Below are 15,920 nucleotides of genomic sequence, written 5' to 3' on the forward strand. Positions count from 1 at the left end.
CCGTGAACAAGTCACGGTCTTTTTGTCGACATATGGAATATGTAGAAATCTTATTTAATTCCGTCTTTGAGCGCTTTACCTGGTTTGAATGCAGGAATTTTGCTCGCAGGAATTTCGATTTCTTCACCTGTTTGCGGGTTGCGTCCTTTACGTGCAGAGCGCTCGCGAACTTCGAAGTTCCCAAAACCAACCAATTGTACTTTATCTCCGCTTTGAAGAGCCTCAGAGATTGCTTCGAATACGGCATCAACCGCTTTCGTTACATCTTTCTTGGACAATTCAGTCGCTTCAGATACATGTGTAATCAAGTCTGATTTGTTCATTTGTTTTTCACCTCCTGTATCAATGTCCTGAATGTTATACTGTGTTTCCGTTTTATAGCGAAATATACGTTCATACGCAAAAAATCTACGTACATCTTGAGCGCTGAACACAAATCTCCGCCTGCGGTCAACAGTCATTTTCGGCAGAATGTCGTCTGAAACCACGGGCATTTCAGACGCCGAACAAATTTCATACTAATACAGACAGCCCACAATTTCAAGTCCGGTTGCGGTTTAAGACGTAAAATGTAACCGCCAGGGCAAGCACGAGAACCCCACCTTTTACAATATCATGTGTGAAATACTGTACGTTCATCATCGTTAAACCGTTCACAAGTACACCAATCAGAACCGAACCAATGAAGGTTCCGATGACATTGGGTTTACCCGCACCAAACACAGAGAAACCGACAAATACTGCAGCTACGGATTCCATTAACAACGGTGATCCCGCATCAATTTGACCGGATCCTACTTTGGAGGCATAGATGATACCCCCGATTGCTGCAAACACTCCAGCGGCTACATAGGCGAGTGTACGCACCTTTTTCACCTTGATTCCAGACAACCGCGCAGCTTCCTCATTACCACCTGTAATGTACATCTGGCGACCATATTTCGTATACGTCAAAAAGATATGCACACCTATTACCGCAATAAGTAGCATGATAACTGATATCGGCATACCAAGCCATTTACCCTGCCCTATAAGCAGGAATGTCGGGTCCATCTCTCCCGCAGCTTTGCTCCCGTCAGGGAACTGCATGTGATTGTAAATGGTATATCCCTGTGCATACGTTTTGTGAATACCTCCGATGATGTACATCGTCGCAAGGGTTGCGAGCAAATCCGGAATACGCAATTTTACGATCAGCAAAGCGTTCAGTAAACCAATAACAGCGCCAATGATTAGTGGCACAATAATTACAATTGCCAGTGGTTGTTGATACCAAATCATTAACGAAGCAGTAACAACGGTAGTTAATGAGACAGTCGCCCCAACCGAGAGATCAAATCCATCAACAATGAGAGATAACGTGACACCGATCGCTACAAACGTAACGATAGAGATCGAGCCCAAAATATCGGTCAAGTTACTGTACGTAAAGAAATAAGGCAATTTAATGCCGAAAAATGCGATAACACCTATGATGACTATAATCGCCCCGTAACGGAACGCAAAATCCAGTGATTTATCCTTCATGATTGCACCTCTTGTCCACCGCTTGCATAGTATAGCAGCTGTTCTTGGTTAGTCTCGCATCGTTTGAACTCTTTTACGATAACACCCTCACACATGACAGCGATTCGGTCACCAATTCCCATGCCTTCATCCAGTTCACAGGTGAAATAGATTACACCCTTGCCCGCCAAAGCCAGTTCATTGATGATGCGGAAAATGTCACTTTTTGCCCCGATATCTACGCCTTTGGTTGGCTCATCAAATATAAATACATCCGCATCCGCATTAAGCCATTTACCAATGGCTACCTTCTGCTGGTTACCACCGCTTAGATATTTCACTTCCTGTTTCACGGACGATGTTTTAATTCCAAGCTGTTTCACCAATGACTCTGCATTCAGACGTTCCCGCTTGCGGCTTACGAAACCTAATGTACTAAGACGGCTTAGCAAAGGCAGACTTAAATTCCGTTCCACGTTCTCCTGAATCAGTATCCCTTGTTTACGTCGCTCCTCCGGTACAGAAACAATCCCCAAAGCCGCCGCATCCGCAGGCTGAGACAGGCGAAGGTTACGGTTGTTAAGCCGGATCTCGCCTCCCTCCAGCCGATCTGCACCAATCAGCAAACGAGAGCTTTCCGTTTTACCCGCGCCTACCAGACCCACCACAGCGAGGACTTCACCTCGGCGTACAGAGAGGTCAACACCTTTGACTTTCACTCCACGACGAAGCCCACGTGCCTCCAACAGCAGCTCCCCCACGGGCGCTTCCGTCTTTGGAAACTCTTCTTCGAATGGTTTGCCCAGCATCTGTGTAACCAAATCGTTGATCGTCAGTCCCTTTGCTTCACCGGTAAATACATGCTGCCCATCTCTCATAACCGTAACGCGATCACAGTGACCCGTCACTTCAGCAAGACGATGGGTAATGAAAATACAAGCTACGCCCCGATCCTTCAGGAGATGAACAATCCGGAAAAATGCATCCGTTTCTTCCTGGCTCAGCGGTGCAGTCGGTTCATCAAAAATGATGACTTTGGCATCCTGAATCAAAATCCGTGCCAGCAAAATCATCTGTTTTTCTGCAAGCGTCAGATCGGCCACTTTTTGGTGAACGGATATGTCCGCCCCTAATTGCTTCAACGCCTCAACCGCGCGCTGTTGCAGCTTCCGTGGACTTTTCCACCAACCTCCAGCAGATGAAGCCAACTGATCCAACATAATGTTCTCCGCAGCCGTCAGCTGTGGCACCAGTGCCGCGTCCACTTCCTGATAGACACAGTGAATCCCATTTGCCTTCGCGTCTCCCGGAGAACTCAGGTGAAGAGCTTGTCCACTCAATTGGATCGTCCCCTGATCCAATGGATAGGCACCAGATAAAATTTTCATTAACGTGCTTTTACCGGCACCATTGGCACCCAGCAGCGCATGAATCTCCCCGCCTTTTACAGAGAAATCCACATCCTTCAGTGCAGGAATACCTGAAAACTGCTTGTGGATATGTTCCATGTGAAGCAGTATCGGTGCAGTCCTCATGATGTTAACCTCCAATCGTTCCCTTCCGGGAGCATCCCTTTTTTCTTCCAGACCCACATACCTTCATTTATGTTTGAAAAAGCGCGCCTTGCGGCGCGCTTCCCATACGCTGCTTATTTAGCAGTAATTCCGTATTCGCTCATCCAGTCCTGGATTCCTTGTGTGCTGCCACCCCAACCTTCAACGAACTCTGACAGCTCCGAAGTGGAGATTTGTTTATCTGGCAGAGCTTCACGTTGAACATAGACCGGGTTAAGAACAACTGCATCTTCTGTCTCGTCCCCGTTCAGTTTCTGATAAGCATAACGTACTTGGACGCGACCAATATCTGTTGGATCAACAGCAGCTGAAGCTACCCAAGGATTTTTCGGGTCCTGAATCATTTGCAGGTCTTCGTCACTCATATCGATACCATACACTTTGATCTCATCACGTCCAGCTTGTTGAATCGCACGCGCTGCCCCTTTGGCGAACTCATCCCATGCAGTCCATACAGCTGTAATCTCACCTTTTGGATACTGCTTGAGAATAGCTTCCATTTTGGCTTGAGTATCCAGCGCTGGGTTCTGTGCGGAACCGAATGTAGCTATTTCCTTGATGTCCGGATTTGCTTTCATGAATTCACCGTATGCAATCTGACGGCGTTCCATCGGTGCGAAACCAGCTACCCATACTTTGACAATATTACCTTGTCCATTGATATCTTTTTTCATTTGCTCCAGCGTCAGCTCAGCCATCTTCTGGTCATCCTGCGACAGGACTGTGGCTCCTGGAACACTGATAGCTGCGTCAAACACGACCACTGGAATATTCTGTTCTACTGCCTTCTTCACGCCTGGCTCTAATAGGGAATCCCCATGATCCGTGAGAATGGCATCAAATTTCTGGTTAATAGCGCTATCAAGCAAGGATACCATCTTTGCTTTGTCATTATCGGCAACAAACGTTGTCAGTTCTCCACCGAATTTTTCGATTTCTTCTTTTACACCTTGTACATATTGCTGCGAGAAAGTACCTGTATTAAACTCCATAATAAGTGCAATCCGTTTGCCGCTTAGAGGGCCTGTAACTGCTTCCGTTTTTGGTGTATCATCTGATGCACCCGAAGCCGGAGTTGCTGCCGGTTCTTTTTTGATTCCGCAAGCGGACAGCGCCAATGTAAATACTAATAACACACTCAACCATACCCATTTAGTCTCTTTTCTTTTCATCTCTGTATCCCCCTGTCCACTCTCTGTGATCTCGATCACAATAGTTGAATATTAATATAACGGCTAATCCCTAGTATGTAAATGGGTTTTAGCAATTTAAAGCTAAAACTCGCTAAGTTTTTTCGAAAGCACTATTCTTCCTATCCATTTCATCCAAAATAAAGAAATCACGTAAAAAAGACCGCGAGGGGATGCCCCCTTACGGTCTTTTGATGTCTTACAGAATGATAGCGATCAAGCCGCCCGAACCTTCGTTAATGATTCTTCCAAGCGTCTCTTGCAATTTGTATCTTGCATTATCCGGCATCATGGCAATTTTGCCCTGAATCCCCTCTCGCACAATGGAGTGCAGCGAACGACCAAACATGTCTGAATCCCATACCTTGATCGGGTCGTTCTCGAAATCCTGCATCAGGTATCTCACCAGTTCCTCACTTTGTTTCTCCGTACCGATGATTGGAGCGAACTCCGATTCCACATCAACCCGGATCATGTGAATGGACGGTGCCGTTGCTTTCAGACGTACGCCAAATTTGGTGCCCTGACGAATGAGCTCAGGTTCATCCAGAGCCATCTCGGCAAGAGATGGAGCAGCAATGCCGTATCCGGTCGTTTTGACCATCTCCAGCGCTTCTGCGAAGCGGTCATATTCTCTCTTCGCATGCGAGAATTCCTGCATCAATTGCAGCAGATGATCCTTACCGCGAATCTCGATGCCAACCACTTCCACGAGAATCTGATCATACAGCTCATCCGGTGCGTACAGGTCTATTTCGGCTACACCCTGCCCCATATTCATGCCACTCAGGCCTGCGCGATCAATGAATTCATATTCCATGAACTGAGCGACAACCCGATCCACGTCACGAAGTCTGCGAATATCCTTAACGGTATCTCGTACGGAGTTTTCGTAGTTGCTACGCAGCCAGTGAGTCTCATTGAGTACCATAACCCAGCTCGGCAAGTTTACATTCACTTCATGCACAGGGAACTCATAGAGCACTTCACGAAGTACACCCGTCACATCATCTTCCGTCATGGTCGCTGCACTGAGTGTCATCACCGGAATGTCGTATTTGGCAGCAAGCTCACTACGCAATTGCAGGGCTTCTTCACTGCGAGGACGAGTGGAGTTGATGACCAGGACAAACGGTTTACCCACTTCTTTTAATTCCGCAATGACCCGTTCTTCAGATTCCACATAGGAACTGCGGGCAATTTCGGCAATTGTGCCGTCTGTTGTTACCACAACACCCAGTGTAGAATGCTCCTGAATGACTTTGCGAGTACCAATCTCGGCGGCTTCCTGGAATGGAATTGGTTCCTCGAACCAAGGCGTGGAGATCATGCGTGGACCATTCTCATCCTCGTATCCCTTGGCTCCTTCCACCGCGTAACCTACACAATCCACAAGACGCACATTGACATCGAGTCCTTCTGCCACCTTGATCTGGACTGCGTTATTTGGTACGAATTTTGGTTCGGTAGTCATGATGGTTTTACCTGCTGCACTCTGTGGAAGTTCATCCACTGCACGGGCACGATCAGCCTCGCTTGCGATGTTAGGCAATACGATCGTTTCCATGAATCGTTTAATAAATGTTGATTTTCCCGTCCGGACTGCGCCGACAACCCCGAGATAAATATCCCCTCCGGTCCGCTCAGCTATGTCCTTAAAAATGTCCACTTTCTCCAATGAAATCCCCTCCCTAAATTACTCCGAAGGAAAAATGCTAAAGAGCATCCGCTTCGTTTTTTCAATCAGAAGACTGAAATCCCTGCAACGGTAGAGCCGCCTTTGTGAGTGCCCGGAAGTCGTCCGCCGCCGAACGTTGCATTCTGATGAAACCGGCGAGAGCGGCGTTAACTCGTACATGCAATTGGACTAGTATCATCTTATGTATCCGTATGCGGCAATATGACGCGTATTTTTGTTTTTTTATCTTATGGCGATGACATTAGGAGAATCCCCCGATCTCGGACTGCGCGTCTTTATTTCAATCTACTTTATGTGATCCGTGAAGCTTTTATGACGGTTATTGCTCATACTGACAAAAGAAAAAAGAGATATCCCTTATTTGGAATATCTCTTTTTGAACCATTAGAGCCTTGGTGGGCATACAGCTAAATCATTTGAATTGCAACCATGCTTATTTTATTGGCTGGGCAACCGGCGCATTATTTTTCCAAGCGTAGAAAACCGATTTTACAGGTACGAAGTAGGAGTGTTCCACCAGCAAATCCCGAACATCTTCAGTCTCTGTTGGAGACACGTCAGACTTTTCCACTGCCTGCATAATATCAAAAGCATAATCTACATAGACCTTGCCTTCGTCATCCATCACAAAAGGTAAGGCCTGACCTGAATATACACTATTCAGCGTAATGGAAGGAATACCTGCCTGAGCAGCCTGCTCCATATCCACAGCATATAACCCCGGATACATTTCTTCCCCGCTTGGCAGCTTATTGTTATGTACGGACTTATATTGATTAACCATTCGTTGCACATCGTTTACTTTCTGTACGGTCAGAAGATCCATCACTTTAACGGTCGGATTCACTTCTTCGTCCTGAATAAGGAAGTAAGCGCTCCCACCACTTTCAAAAGCAGTCCCCGGTATTTCATCCAGATACCCCAGTTGTTTCAACTTGGGCAGATCCACTCTGAACTTTTCATATTTTGGCGTTTCCATATCTGCATTGATGATTGGCAAAATCCCCTCATCTTGCTGGAATGCCTCGACAGCACTCTGGATACGGCTCACGCTTTCCCGATAGGCTATCTTAGGGTCCGAATTGCTCTGGGATGGATACATACAACCAGTTGCTGTAAAAGCAAACAACAAGAATAACAGCAGACCGCCCGTCTGATGTTTCAGACGCTGCCGTCCGCTTCCTTCCACACATTTTGGCTTGTTCCTAATCATTCGTGTCCTCCTTGAATAACTCATTAGAGAATCAATTTCATAACGCTCAGAACCAGTCGTCTTCCTGTTGTTGACGTTCCAGTTGTTTCCGAATGGCTGCCTTCAGCGGGTCCTCTGGAACATGAACCGATAGAGATCCACACACCTTGGCCTGACAGGACAGTCTTATACCTGCTTCCAACAGTGAACCCAGCTTGCGCTTTTCTGCATCTGTTGGTGGATACAGTTCCGCCCGATGTTCTTCATCCACATTGACTTTGCACATCAGGCAAGCCGCTTTACCATCACATCGGGTCGTAATCTTGACTCCAGCACGTCGTGCTGCATGCAGAAGTGTTGCCCCTGGTTTGAGCGCTATCGATTTGTTCATAGGTAAAAAAGCAACTTTATAGTCCATCAATTTTCCTCCCTCAACCTACTGGGGCCATGTAAAGCCAACAAGCTCTTCCACTTCGGCTCTGAAGCGGTTTGTCCATACATTCTGTTGACTTAAAAGCATCATTATAGGTTGATGTGCATCTGGCTGCACGCGCATCTGTGTCGCAATGGGGACATAACGATCTTCACGACCTCGCAGCAGATTAAACAACAGCTCATGCGCAAGCGGCATCAGTCGCAGGCTATATGAACCCACTTGTGCTACTGGTGCATGCGGAGCAAGTACATGTTCAATCTCGATACGGTACCAACTTTTGCGAGCCCATATTTCGAAACCACCAACCAGTTCCAGCGCACATTCACCCACCTGATAGTGGCTCAACAGAGAAGCATACGGTCCTGTCTTGTCCACTGTAGGCTCGTCAAGCATTTCCCCCGGAGCGCTAAGGTGAAGTTCCTTAGCAGCAGCAACATCCGCATAGATATCAATATCTCTCGGAGCCTGTTGCAACTCCACCCCTTGAAGCAGCAACCCACAACTCCCTCCAAGTAACCATGTCTGCGGCTGTGTGTTCCAGGCTTTGGCCGTTTCCAGCAAAGCCGCGTGTAATTCCGGATAACGCTCTGTCCGACCCTCCGTATCATGCGGCCCCATAGGCTCACACTCCCCTCATCCGTGTTCATTGTGTCAGTTCTTATGATGTGCTTATGCGGATGTTATCTTTCAGGCATGGGAAATCAGGTCAGAGAAGCGATTCCACCGAAAAAGCCAATCAGCATAATCAAAAATGCAATCAGAGAAAGAATCCCCCGTACAATACCTTTTGTTTTGGCACGAGCAAACGTAATCAGGAATACAGATAGTCCCATAATGAGGATGGCCACCAATGACAGCCACATCTTGTCCATTGCGCTCATAATCCAACAGTCTCCCCTTCAGTCCGATATTCATCACTGACACTGTGACAATTGCAACCATTATAACACGAAATTCAGCTCAACTTTCCAAAAAAAAGACAAAAAAGCAAGCCGGCAGAAGCCGACTCGTCTTTTTGTCTTACTGGATCACCTGCACAAGCGGGTGTGATCTATTATTTTTTCATCATCATTTTCATTAACGATTCCATACTGCTCGGATTCAATCCGCTTTTCTTGACCGCACTCACAATATCCTTAACCGTATCCTCAGATACCGGGACTTTCGCCATGGCGGATACTTGTTTGATCAATTGGCGCAACTGAGCTTCATTCTGAATCGTCGTTGGTTTCACCGTGCTTGCCAATTTCTTAACGGCACCTTCCGTTATCGTTTTACCCGTTTTCTTATTGATTGCATTCAGTGCATCTTTGGAAATGTTGTTACCCATTCGTCTCCCCTCCTCCGGCAATACTCATGTGTATAGTATGAGTCTGCTACAGAAAAGGTGAATAAGCTTCTTATTTCACAAGGTACGTTTAGGCTGATTACAATCAGGAATGCCACTGCTCCCAGGTTTCAAGCTTCATGACTTCCATTTCAGTCTTCGGGTCACGTCCCATCAAGGCTTCAACCGCATCACGTGGCTGTCTCTCCTGGAATAAAACGTGATATAACTGATCCGCAATTGGCATTTGCACTCCGTATTTTTGGGAGATGAAATAGGCAGCTTGCGTAGTTCGAATGCCTTCTACCACCATGCCCATGGACTTCAGAACATCATCCAGCTTCTGTCCCTGGCCCAACATGGAACCTGCTCTCCAGTTCCGACTGTGCTGACTTGTAGCCGTTACAACCAGATCCCCGATTCCAGCAAGTCCCGAAAACGTTAGCGGATTTGCTCCCATCTCAACACCAATACGTGTGATCTCTGCCAAACCGCGTGTTAGCAAAGCAGCTTTGGCATTATCACCAAATTGAAGACCATCCGACATACCTGCACCAAGAGCAATGATATTTTTGAATGCGCCCGCCAGCTCAACACCGATCATATCCCGATTCGTGTAAACCCGGAAATAGGCATTCATAAACAAAGCTTGGGCAGACTCGGCAGATGCCTTATCCAGTGAAGCTACAACCACTGTCGTTGGACAACGCTTCACCACTTCTTCCGCATGGCTTGGGCCAGAAAGAACAACCACACGTCCTTCTTCACATTCAAGCTCTTCTGAAATGACTGTGGACATCCGTTTCAGGCTTTCTGTCTCAAAACCTTTGGTTGCATGAATGACTAACATCTCAGGCTTGTAATAAGCCTTAAGCTGGTTCGTAACCGCACGCATGGCTGAAGAAGGCGCAACAATTAACACAGCTATAGCGCCTTCCACCGCAGCTTCCATATCAGTTGTTGCTTGAATCCGTGTTGAAAGCTCCGCATCCGGAAGATAGCGAGTATTAGTGTGCTTGTTATTGATTTCGTTAGCCTGGTCTTCACCACGTGTCCACATCATCACGTCCAACTGATTGGCGGCGAGTACACTGGCCAGAGCCGTTCCCCAGCTCCCAGCGACCAGAACAGCAACTTTTTTAGACAACTCGTTTACCCCCTCCAGGGTTTTTCGATCCCAATTTATTTTCCTGTCCTTTGGCGAGCTTCGCAATATTGGTACGATGTCTCCAGAACGCAAACAGACAAATAATCAGACTCCCCCAGAAGATATTCATTGAATATCCGGGTAATACCAAGATAAAGATGGGTGTAAATGCTACAAAAATCAGAGACCCCAATGAAACATAGCGTGTCAATACAATAGACAGAATGGCGATCACCCCAGCACATAACGCAGGTAGGAAAGCAAGACTCACCAGAACACCAATGGCTGTGGCAATGCCTTTTCCTCCACGAAAATGGAAGTATAGCGGCCAGTTATGTCCTGCAATGGCTGCTATACCACTGAGTGCAGGAATCCAGGCAGAACCGTCACTCAGCCAGATTCCAATCCATACAGCTGCAACACCCTTAAGTACATCAAGTAACAGAACAGCAATTGCCGGTCCTTTACCCAAAATACGCAATGTATTGGTAGCTCCCGCGTTTCCGCTTCCGTGCTGACGAATATCGATCCCCCGTATCGCTTTGGCAAGGAGGACACTAAAGCTGATCGAACCGAGCAAATAGCTCAGTACAATCGCTGCGATTTGTAAAATCACACACTTCTCCCCTAACTTTCGTCGGACTTCTTCCGAGTAAATATGCGAATTGGTGTTCCTTCGAAATCAAACGCTGCACGGATTTTATTCTCCAGATAGCGCTCATATGAGAAGTGCATCAACTCAGGGTCGTTCACAAAAATAACCATGGTCGGCGGTTTAACTGCAACCTGAGTCACATAGTTAATTCTCATTCTCCGTCCTTTATCTGTTGGCGGAGGATTAATTGCAACCGCATCAGACACCACATCGTTAAGCAGATGTGTCTGCACACGTAACGTGTGTTGCTCTGCTACACGTTGCACAACCGGCAACAGTTTTTGTAAGCGTTGTTTTGTGAGGGCTGACAAGAATACGACCGGAGCATAAGTCATAAACAGGAAGTGATCCCGAATTTTTCTCTCAAATTCTTTCATCGTTTTGTCATGCTTCTCTACCACGTCCCATTTGTTCACAACAAACAATGACGCTTTACCAGCTTCGAATGCATATCCTGCAATATGCTTGTCCTGTTCAATAATGCCTTCTTCACCATTAATGACAATCAGAACAACATCTGCACGCTCAATCGCACGCATCGCACGCATTACACTGTATTTCTCAGTTGTTTCATATACTTTACCACGCTTACGCATACCTGCTGTATCAATCAGCACGTAACGTTGGCCGTCTTTTTCAAAAGGTGTATCAATCGCATCCCGGGTCGTTCCAGCCACGTCACTTACAATGACACGCTCTTCACCCAGAATAGCGTTCACCAGTGAAGATTTACCTACATTAGGACGTCCGATCAGAGCTACACGAATGACATCTTCATCGTAAGTCTCTTCCTCAAGTTCTGGCAACTTCTCCACAATTGCATCAAGCAAGTCACCTACACCTGTACCGTGACTTCCGGATACGCCGATGGGATCACCGAAACCAAATCCATAAAACTCATAAATGAGCTCACTTCGTCCGATATTATCCACTTTGTTAACGGCTACAACAATAGGCTTGCCTGAGCGGTAGAGCATCTCTGCTACCTCTTCATCCGATTGCGTAATACCTGCTTTTGCATCACACATGAATACAATAACATCCGCTTCTTCAATAGCGAGCTCTGCTTGCATCCGAATCGATTTTAAAATTACATCTTCACCATCAATTTCGATACCACCTGTATCAATGATACTAAATGGTTTACCGTTCCATTCACCGATTCCATATATGCGGTCACGGGTAATGCCCGGCTTGTCTTCCACAATGGCCAGTCTGTCGCCGATGATCCGATTGAAAATGGTGGATTTACCCACGTTCGGTCGTCCGACAATTGCCACAACGGGTCTTGCCATACATTCCACTCCTCCTGTCCATACTTACGATACTCATCATAGCAAAAAAGATATGTCTTGGCTAACGTTTCATGCCAAATTACTCGCAATAAAAACAATCGGCGAACCCGCCTGGGGCTCGCCGATCTTGCTTTTGTTATTCAGCAAAATATGCAGTATATAACTTAGAACCATGCATTGTTAACTTATTTGAATTTGCTGAGTTTGTCTCCAAACAGTTCGCCAAGCGTAGTGCTCATACCTTGATTGTTCAAGGAAACGTTTGGATTGTTGATTTCTTCACGCGGAGCGTTGTTTCTTGAAGGTCTTTCTGATTTTTGTGGTTGAGCTGGAGCTTCTTCTGTTTCTTTGATGCTCAAGCTTACACGTTGCTCAGAAGGGTTCATGTCCAAGATTTTAACTTGAACTTCTTGTCCTTCTTTCAACACTTCATGAGGAGTGCCGATGTGTTTGTGGGAGATTTGCGAGATATGCACAAGTCCCTCAACACCAGGAGCGATTTCAACAAATGCACCGAAGTCTACCAGACGTTTTACAACACCTGTTACGATATCGCTGGAATTGAATTTTTCGCTTGCTGTTTCCCAAGGACCTGGTTGAACAGCTTTCATGCTCAGGCTGATTTTGCCTTTTTCAGGGTCAACTTTCAGCACTTTCACACTAACTTTATCACCTTCAGACAGTACGTCGGATGGTTTTTCAACGTGTGTCCAAGCCAGCTCGGATACGTGAACCAAACCGTCAACTCCGCCCACATCAACAAATGCACCGAATTGAGTCAAACGTTGTACTGTACCTTCGATCACTTGACCTTCTTGCAAACCAGCCATTACTGTAGCTTTGTTTGCTTCGAATTCTTGCTCCAGTACGTCTTTTTGGGAAAGGATCACTTTGTTGTTCTCACGGTCGATCTCTTTCACTTTAACACGCAGTGTGCGTCCTTTGTAGTCGCTGAAGTCTTCAACGAAATGGCGTTCAACCATGGAAGCCGGGATAAATCCACGTACGCCCACGTCTGCTACCAGACCGCCTTTAACAACATCACCTACAACAACTTCGAATACGTCTTGGTCTTCAAAATGCTTTTGCAATTGATCCCATGCGTTTTCGCTGTCGATTGCACGTTTGGACAGAACGAGTTTTTCTTTCTCGTCGTCGATGCTAAGAACTTTAGCTTCAACTTCTTGTCCAACTTCTACTGCGTCAGACGCGCTGTCAACATGTAATGAAGACAGTTCACGAATTGGAATGACACCGTCATATTTATATCCAATGCTCACATAGGCTTGGTTATCTTCCAATTTGACGATGGTTCCTTTTACGGTATCTCCTTTTTTCAAGGAAACGAATTGATCCAACTCATCTTGGGTTGCTTCTTGATTTTTCATTTCTTCCGACATGTCAAATACCCTCCTCAATTCAAAAACCCCATTATATTCAAACCTGCCTGTAGCAGAGTTCAAAACACTTTCATCACTGAGTGCTCAAGCATTAGTCTCCCTCAAAAATATGGAAACATGCACTCAGCTACCGACGAAACCATTACTTGCTTGGCACGCCCGTTTGCACCATTTCGTTAATCTTGGACATAATCTTTTCAGTCGCCTTCTCCAGAGCTTCTCCAGATGGGTCTTCCTTGAACTCGTCCAAACTTACTGGTGCTCCATATACAACTTTCATCTTACGAAAAACTTTGTAGTTACCGATAATAGCAGTAGGAATAACTGTAGCGCCACTGCGGAGAGCAAAACTCGCTGCCCCTTTTTTGCCGATACCTCCATCATTGTGACGGCTTCCCGAGGGGAAGATTCCAAGCACTTGACCATCACGCAAAATATTGAGTGAGGTTTTGATAGATTCCTTGCTGACACCTCCACGTTTAACGGGGAAAGCGCCCACGGCTTTAATAATTCGGCCGAGTACCGGAATTTCAAACAATTCGCTTTTGGCCATGAAACGCACCTGACGGCGAATTTTGATACCAACGGTTGGAGGATCGAAGTTACTAATATGATTGGAACATAAAAGTACGCCGCCTTCTTTCGGAATATTCTCCCGTCCAACGGCCTCCAAGCGGAAAAGAATGGTATAAATGATCCGCAGTAATGTGCTGCAAAATGTGTAAATCATAGACCGATCTCTCCTCTGACCATTGTGCAATAAGATACGATTTTGTCAACCACTTCATGAATGTTCATCTCCGTTGTATCAAGGACGATAGCATCCTCAGCACAACGCAATGGGGAAATTTCCCGATTCTCATCCAATCTGTCACGGGTGGCAATGTCTCGCTCCAGCTGTTGCAACGTCAGTCCTTCAGAGGGGTCCAGTTCTTTGAAGCGGCGAAGCGCACGCTCTTCCACACTGGCAGTCATGAAGATTTTCACTTCCGCATCGGGCAGTACTGTCGTTCCGATATCGCGTCCATCCATGACGACGCCCTTGCGCAAAGCCATTTGCCGCTGAGTATCCACTAATTGCGTACGCAGCCCCTCGATTTGCGCATATCGGGACACGATTCCCGTCACTTCACGGGAGCGGATTTCCGAGGTTACTTCTTCCCCATTACAGAACACTTTCTGTCCGTCGGGATCCGGTTGTAAATCAATGACCAGCTTTTGGGCTTCCTGAAGTACCTGTGTCACTTCTTCCGGCGCAATATCATTCCGAAGCATGTGCAAGGTTACCGCACGGTACATTGCGCCTGTGTCGACGTATACATACGCGAGCGCCTCTGCAACCAATCGGGCCACCGTGCTTTTCCCGGCACCGGCAGGTCCGTCAATTGCAACGTTCATTTTCCCGTTCTCTGATGTGTTCTGGCTTGCCAACGGGGCATTCCTCCTCAAACGATAAACCTCAATAAAAAAACAGGCATTGCCTGCATCGTGAAAATTATACCACACTCTACACATGGATGCAAAAACAGACAAATCAACGACGTTTGTAATCATTCATCGTTTGCACTTCAATTGGCGTTCCTTCCAGGCGGTCAATGGTGGTCAAATTCTTTTTGAATCCTGGTACCAACAGCAGCAATTGATATACCACAAGCAGGATTAGAAGGACTGTAATCAGAATCGTAACCTTTCGTTCCATTCGCCTGGAGAAAACATAATAAAGTCGTTCATATCTGCGGGTTGCATGACGACGATTCAAGGCAATACCTCCGTTTTTTTCATTACGGTACCCGCAGTTCCCTCTCTTTATGCCACAACATTCCTATTTCGTGCGATAGTCAAGTTGCCGTTCGAAACAAAACTTGATAATTTTCTGGCGCTCCGAATCTGAAATCTGCACAAATTTCAGCATGCATAGCTGTCTGCCGGTTTCCAGGGTTTTGATCCGCACAACTTCAGCTTCAAAATTCACATGTTCAATGGTTGAATTCCGGTAGGGAACCAGCAACCAGCATTTCAGTTTTTGACCTTCAGCTATTGAAAAACCTGTTTCGCCGTAGATGGACAATCCACCGCCACCAATATCTTCAGTCAATCCGACGGCACGGGTCAGGTCTTCACTCTGGATGGCCAATTCGAGGTTTGCATGAACACGAAGAAAGCTGCGCCGTTGTATTTTGGATATATCGCTCGGAAGCGGTTTGCGGATACGGACAAGACGGACCACATCTTCCTCAAATCCCGTGACATAGGTATTAAAATAATGCCGGACCCCATCCTCCGTAATATATGAAATGGACAATTCCTCTCCGAAAAAGAGCCTTTTCAGACGGCTGCTTCCTTGTTGCATCGGGACCTCAATCAGAAAACTGCTGTCATCCATATCTGCAATGCGTGATTTGTACTCTTTGTGTTCCTCTTTTTCATCTGCAGAAGCAATCTGGATGTATAAAATTTCATTTATTTTAGGAAACAAGCTGTTCACCGCCACTTTATGTA

The 15,920-nt window shown here is 46.3% G+C and carries 18 protein-coding genes; all 18 read right to left on the reverse strand.

Annotation, left to right across the window (positions count from 1 at the left end; genetic code table 11):
• Positions 1 to 50: 50 nt before the first annotated feature.
• Entirely contained in the window at positions 51 to 323 is a 273-nt protein-coding gene (locus MKY44_RS17655) for an HU family DNA-binding protein (protein WP_024630670.1), read from the reverse strand.
• Between the two features lie 217 nt (positions 324 to 540).
• Entirely contained in the window at positions 541 to 1,527 is a 987-nt protein-coding gene (locus MKY44_RS17660; protein WP_017687695.1) for an ABC transporter permease, read from the reverse strand.
• Positions 1,524 to 3,041 (reverse strand): sugar ABC transporter ATP-binding protein, encoded by a 1,518-nt coding sequence (locus tag MKY44_RS17665; RefSeq protein ID WP_341008038.1) that lies wholly within the window; start codon positions 3,039 to 3,041, stop codon positions 1,524 to 1,526. The genes MKY44_RS17660 and MKY44_RS17665 overlap by 4 nt, the downstream gene beginning before the upstream one ends.
• Before the next feature lie 113 nt (positions 3,042 to 3,154).
• Positions 3,155 to 4,252: a sugar ABC transporter substrate-binding protein gene (locus MKY44_RS17670; protein ID WP_341008039.1), complete on the reverse strand. Its 1,098-nt coding sequence runs from the start codon at positions 4,250 to 4,252 to the stop codon at positions 3,155 to 3,157.
• A gap of 217 nt (positions 4,253 to 4,469) precedes the next feature.
• Positions 4,470 to 5,948, reverse strand: coding sequence for a stage IV sporulation protein A (gene spoIVA / locus MKY44_RS17675; RefSeq protein WP_017687692.1), 1,479 nt, complete (start codon positions 5,946 to 5,948; stop codon positions 4,470 to 4,472).
• A gap of 454 nt (positions 5,949 to 6,402) precedes the next feature.
• Entirely contained in the window at positions 6,403 to 7,182 is a 780-nt protein-coding gene (locus MKY44_RS17680; protein WP_341008040.1) for a hypothetical protein, read from the reverse strand.
• A gap of 46 nt (positions 7,183 to 7,228) precedes the next feature.
• Positions 7,229 to 7,579: a 2Fe-2S iron-sulfur cluster-binding protein gene (locus tag MKY44_RS17685; protein ID WP_341008041.1), complete on the reverse strand. Its 351-nt coding sequence runs from the start codon at positions 7,577 to 7,579 to the stop codon at positions 7,229 to 7,231.
• Positions 7,580 to 7,597: 18 nt separating this feature from the next.
• A complete protein-coding gene (locus MKY44_RS17690; protein WP_341008042.1) occupies positions 7,598 to 8,215 on the reverse strand; it encodes a hypothetical protein in 618 nt (205 codons plus the stop codon).
• An 83-nt stretch (positions 8,216 to 8,298) separates the two neighbouring features.
• Positions 8,299 to 8,478 (reverse strand): DUF2768 family protein, encoded by a 180-nt coding sequence (locus tag MKY44_RS17695; protein WP_017687688.1) that lies wholly within the window; start codon positions 8,476 to 8,478, stop codon positions 8,299 to 8,301.
• Between the two features lie 173 nt (positions 8,479 to 8,651).
• Positions 8,652 to 8,927: a stage VI sporulation protein F gene (locus MKY44_RS17700; RefSeq protein ID WP_017687687.1), complete on the reverse strand. Its 276-nt coding sequence runs from the start codon at positions 8,925 to 8,927 to the stop codon at positions 8,652 to 8,654.
• 103 nt (positions 8,928 to 9,030) lie between these two features.
• Positions 9,031 to 10,071: an NAD(P)H-dependent glycerol-3-phosphate dehydrogenase gene (locus MKY44_RS17705; protein WP_211083487.1), complete on the reverse strand. Its 1,041-nt coding sequence runs from the start codon at positions 10,069 to 10,071 to the stop codon at positions 9,031 to 9,033.
• Positions 10,064 to 10,687 carry a glycerol-3-phosphate 1-O-acyltransferase PlsY gene (plsY, locus tag MKY44_RS17710; RefSeq protein ID WP_076209908.1) on the reverse strand — a complete coding sequence of 208 codons (624 nt, stop codon included), beginning with the start codon at positions 10,685 to 10,687 and terminating at the stop codon, positions 10,064 to 10,066. The genes MKY44_RS17705 and plsY overlap by 8 nt, the downstream gene beginning before the upstream one ends.
• An 11-nt stretch (positions 10,688 to 10,698) precedes the next feature.
• Positions 10,699 to 12,021: a ribosome biogenesis GTPase Der gene (gene der, locus MKY44_RS17715; protein ID WP_047843568.1), complete on the reverse strand. Its 1,323-nt coding sequence runs from the start codon at positions 12,019 to 12,021 to the stop codon at positions 10,699 to 10,701.
• 185 nt (positions 12,022 to 12,206) lie between these two features.
• The gene (rpsA, locus tag MKY44_RS17720; protein ID WP_036607712.1) at positions 12,207 to 13,421 is read right to left on the reverse strand and encodes a 30S ribosomal protein S1; all 1,215 of its coding nucleotides are present in this window, start codon (positions 13,419 to 13,421) and stop codon (positions 12,207 to 12,209) included.
• 142 nt (positions 13,422 to 13,563) lie between these two features.
• On the reverse strand, positions 13,564 to 14,151 hold the full coding sequence (locus MKY44_RS17725) for a lysophospholipid acyltransferase family protein (protein WP_091018056.1): 588 nt from the start codon (positions 14,149 to 14,151) through the stop codon (positions 13,564 to 13,566).
• Positions 14,148 to 14,852, reverse strand: a complete 705-nt coding sequence (gene cmk / locus MKY44_RS17730) for a (d)CMP kinase (RefSeq protein ID WP_315936052.1) — start codon at positions 14,850 to 14,852, stop codon at positions 14,148 to 14,150. The genes MKY44_RS17725 and cmk overlap by 4 nt, the downstream gene beginning before the upstream one ends.
• Positions 14,853 to 14,955: 103 nt before the next feature.
• A complete protein-coding gene (locus tag MKY44_RS17735) occupies positions 14,956 to 15,180 on the reverse strand; it encodes a hypothetical protein (protein WP_076317426.1) in 225 nt (74 codons plus the stop codon).
• A gap of 63 nt (positions 15,181 to 15,243) precedes the next feature.
• Positions 15,244 to 15,897, reverse strand: a complete 654-nt coding sequence (locus tag MKY44_RS17740) for a flagellar brake protein (protein ID WP_017687679.1) — start codon at positions 15,895 to 15,897, stop codon at positions 15,244 to 15,246.
• Positions 15,898 to 15,920 lie beyond the last annotated feature (23 nt).

The sequence above is a fragment of the Paenibacillus sp. FSL R7-0026 genome (assembly GCF_038004485.1).
Lineage (GTDB): Bacteria > Bacillota > Bacilli > Paenibacillales > Paenibacillaceae > Paenibacillus > Paenibacillus xylanexedens_A.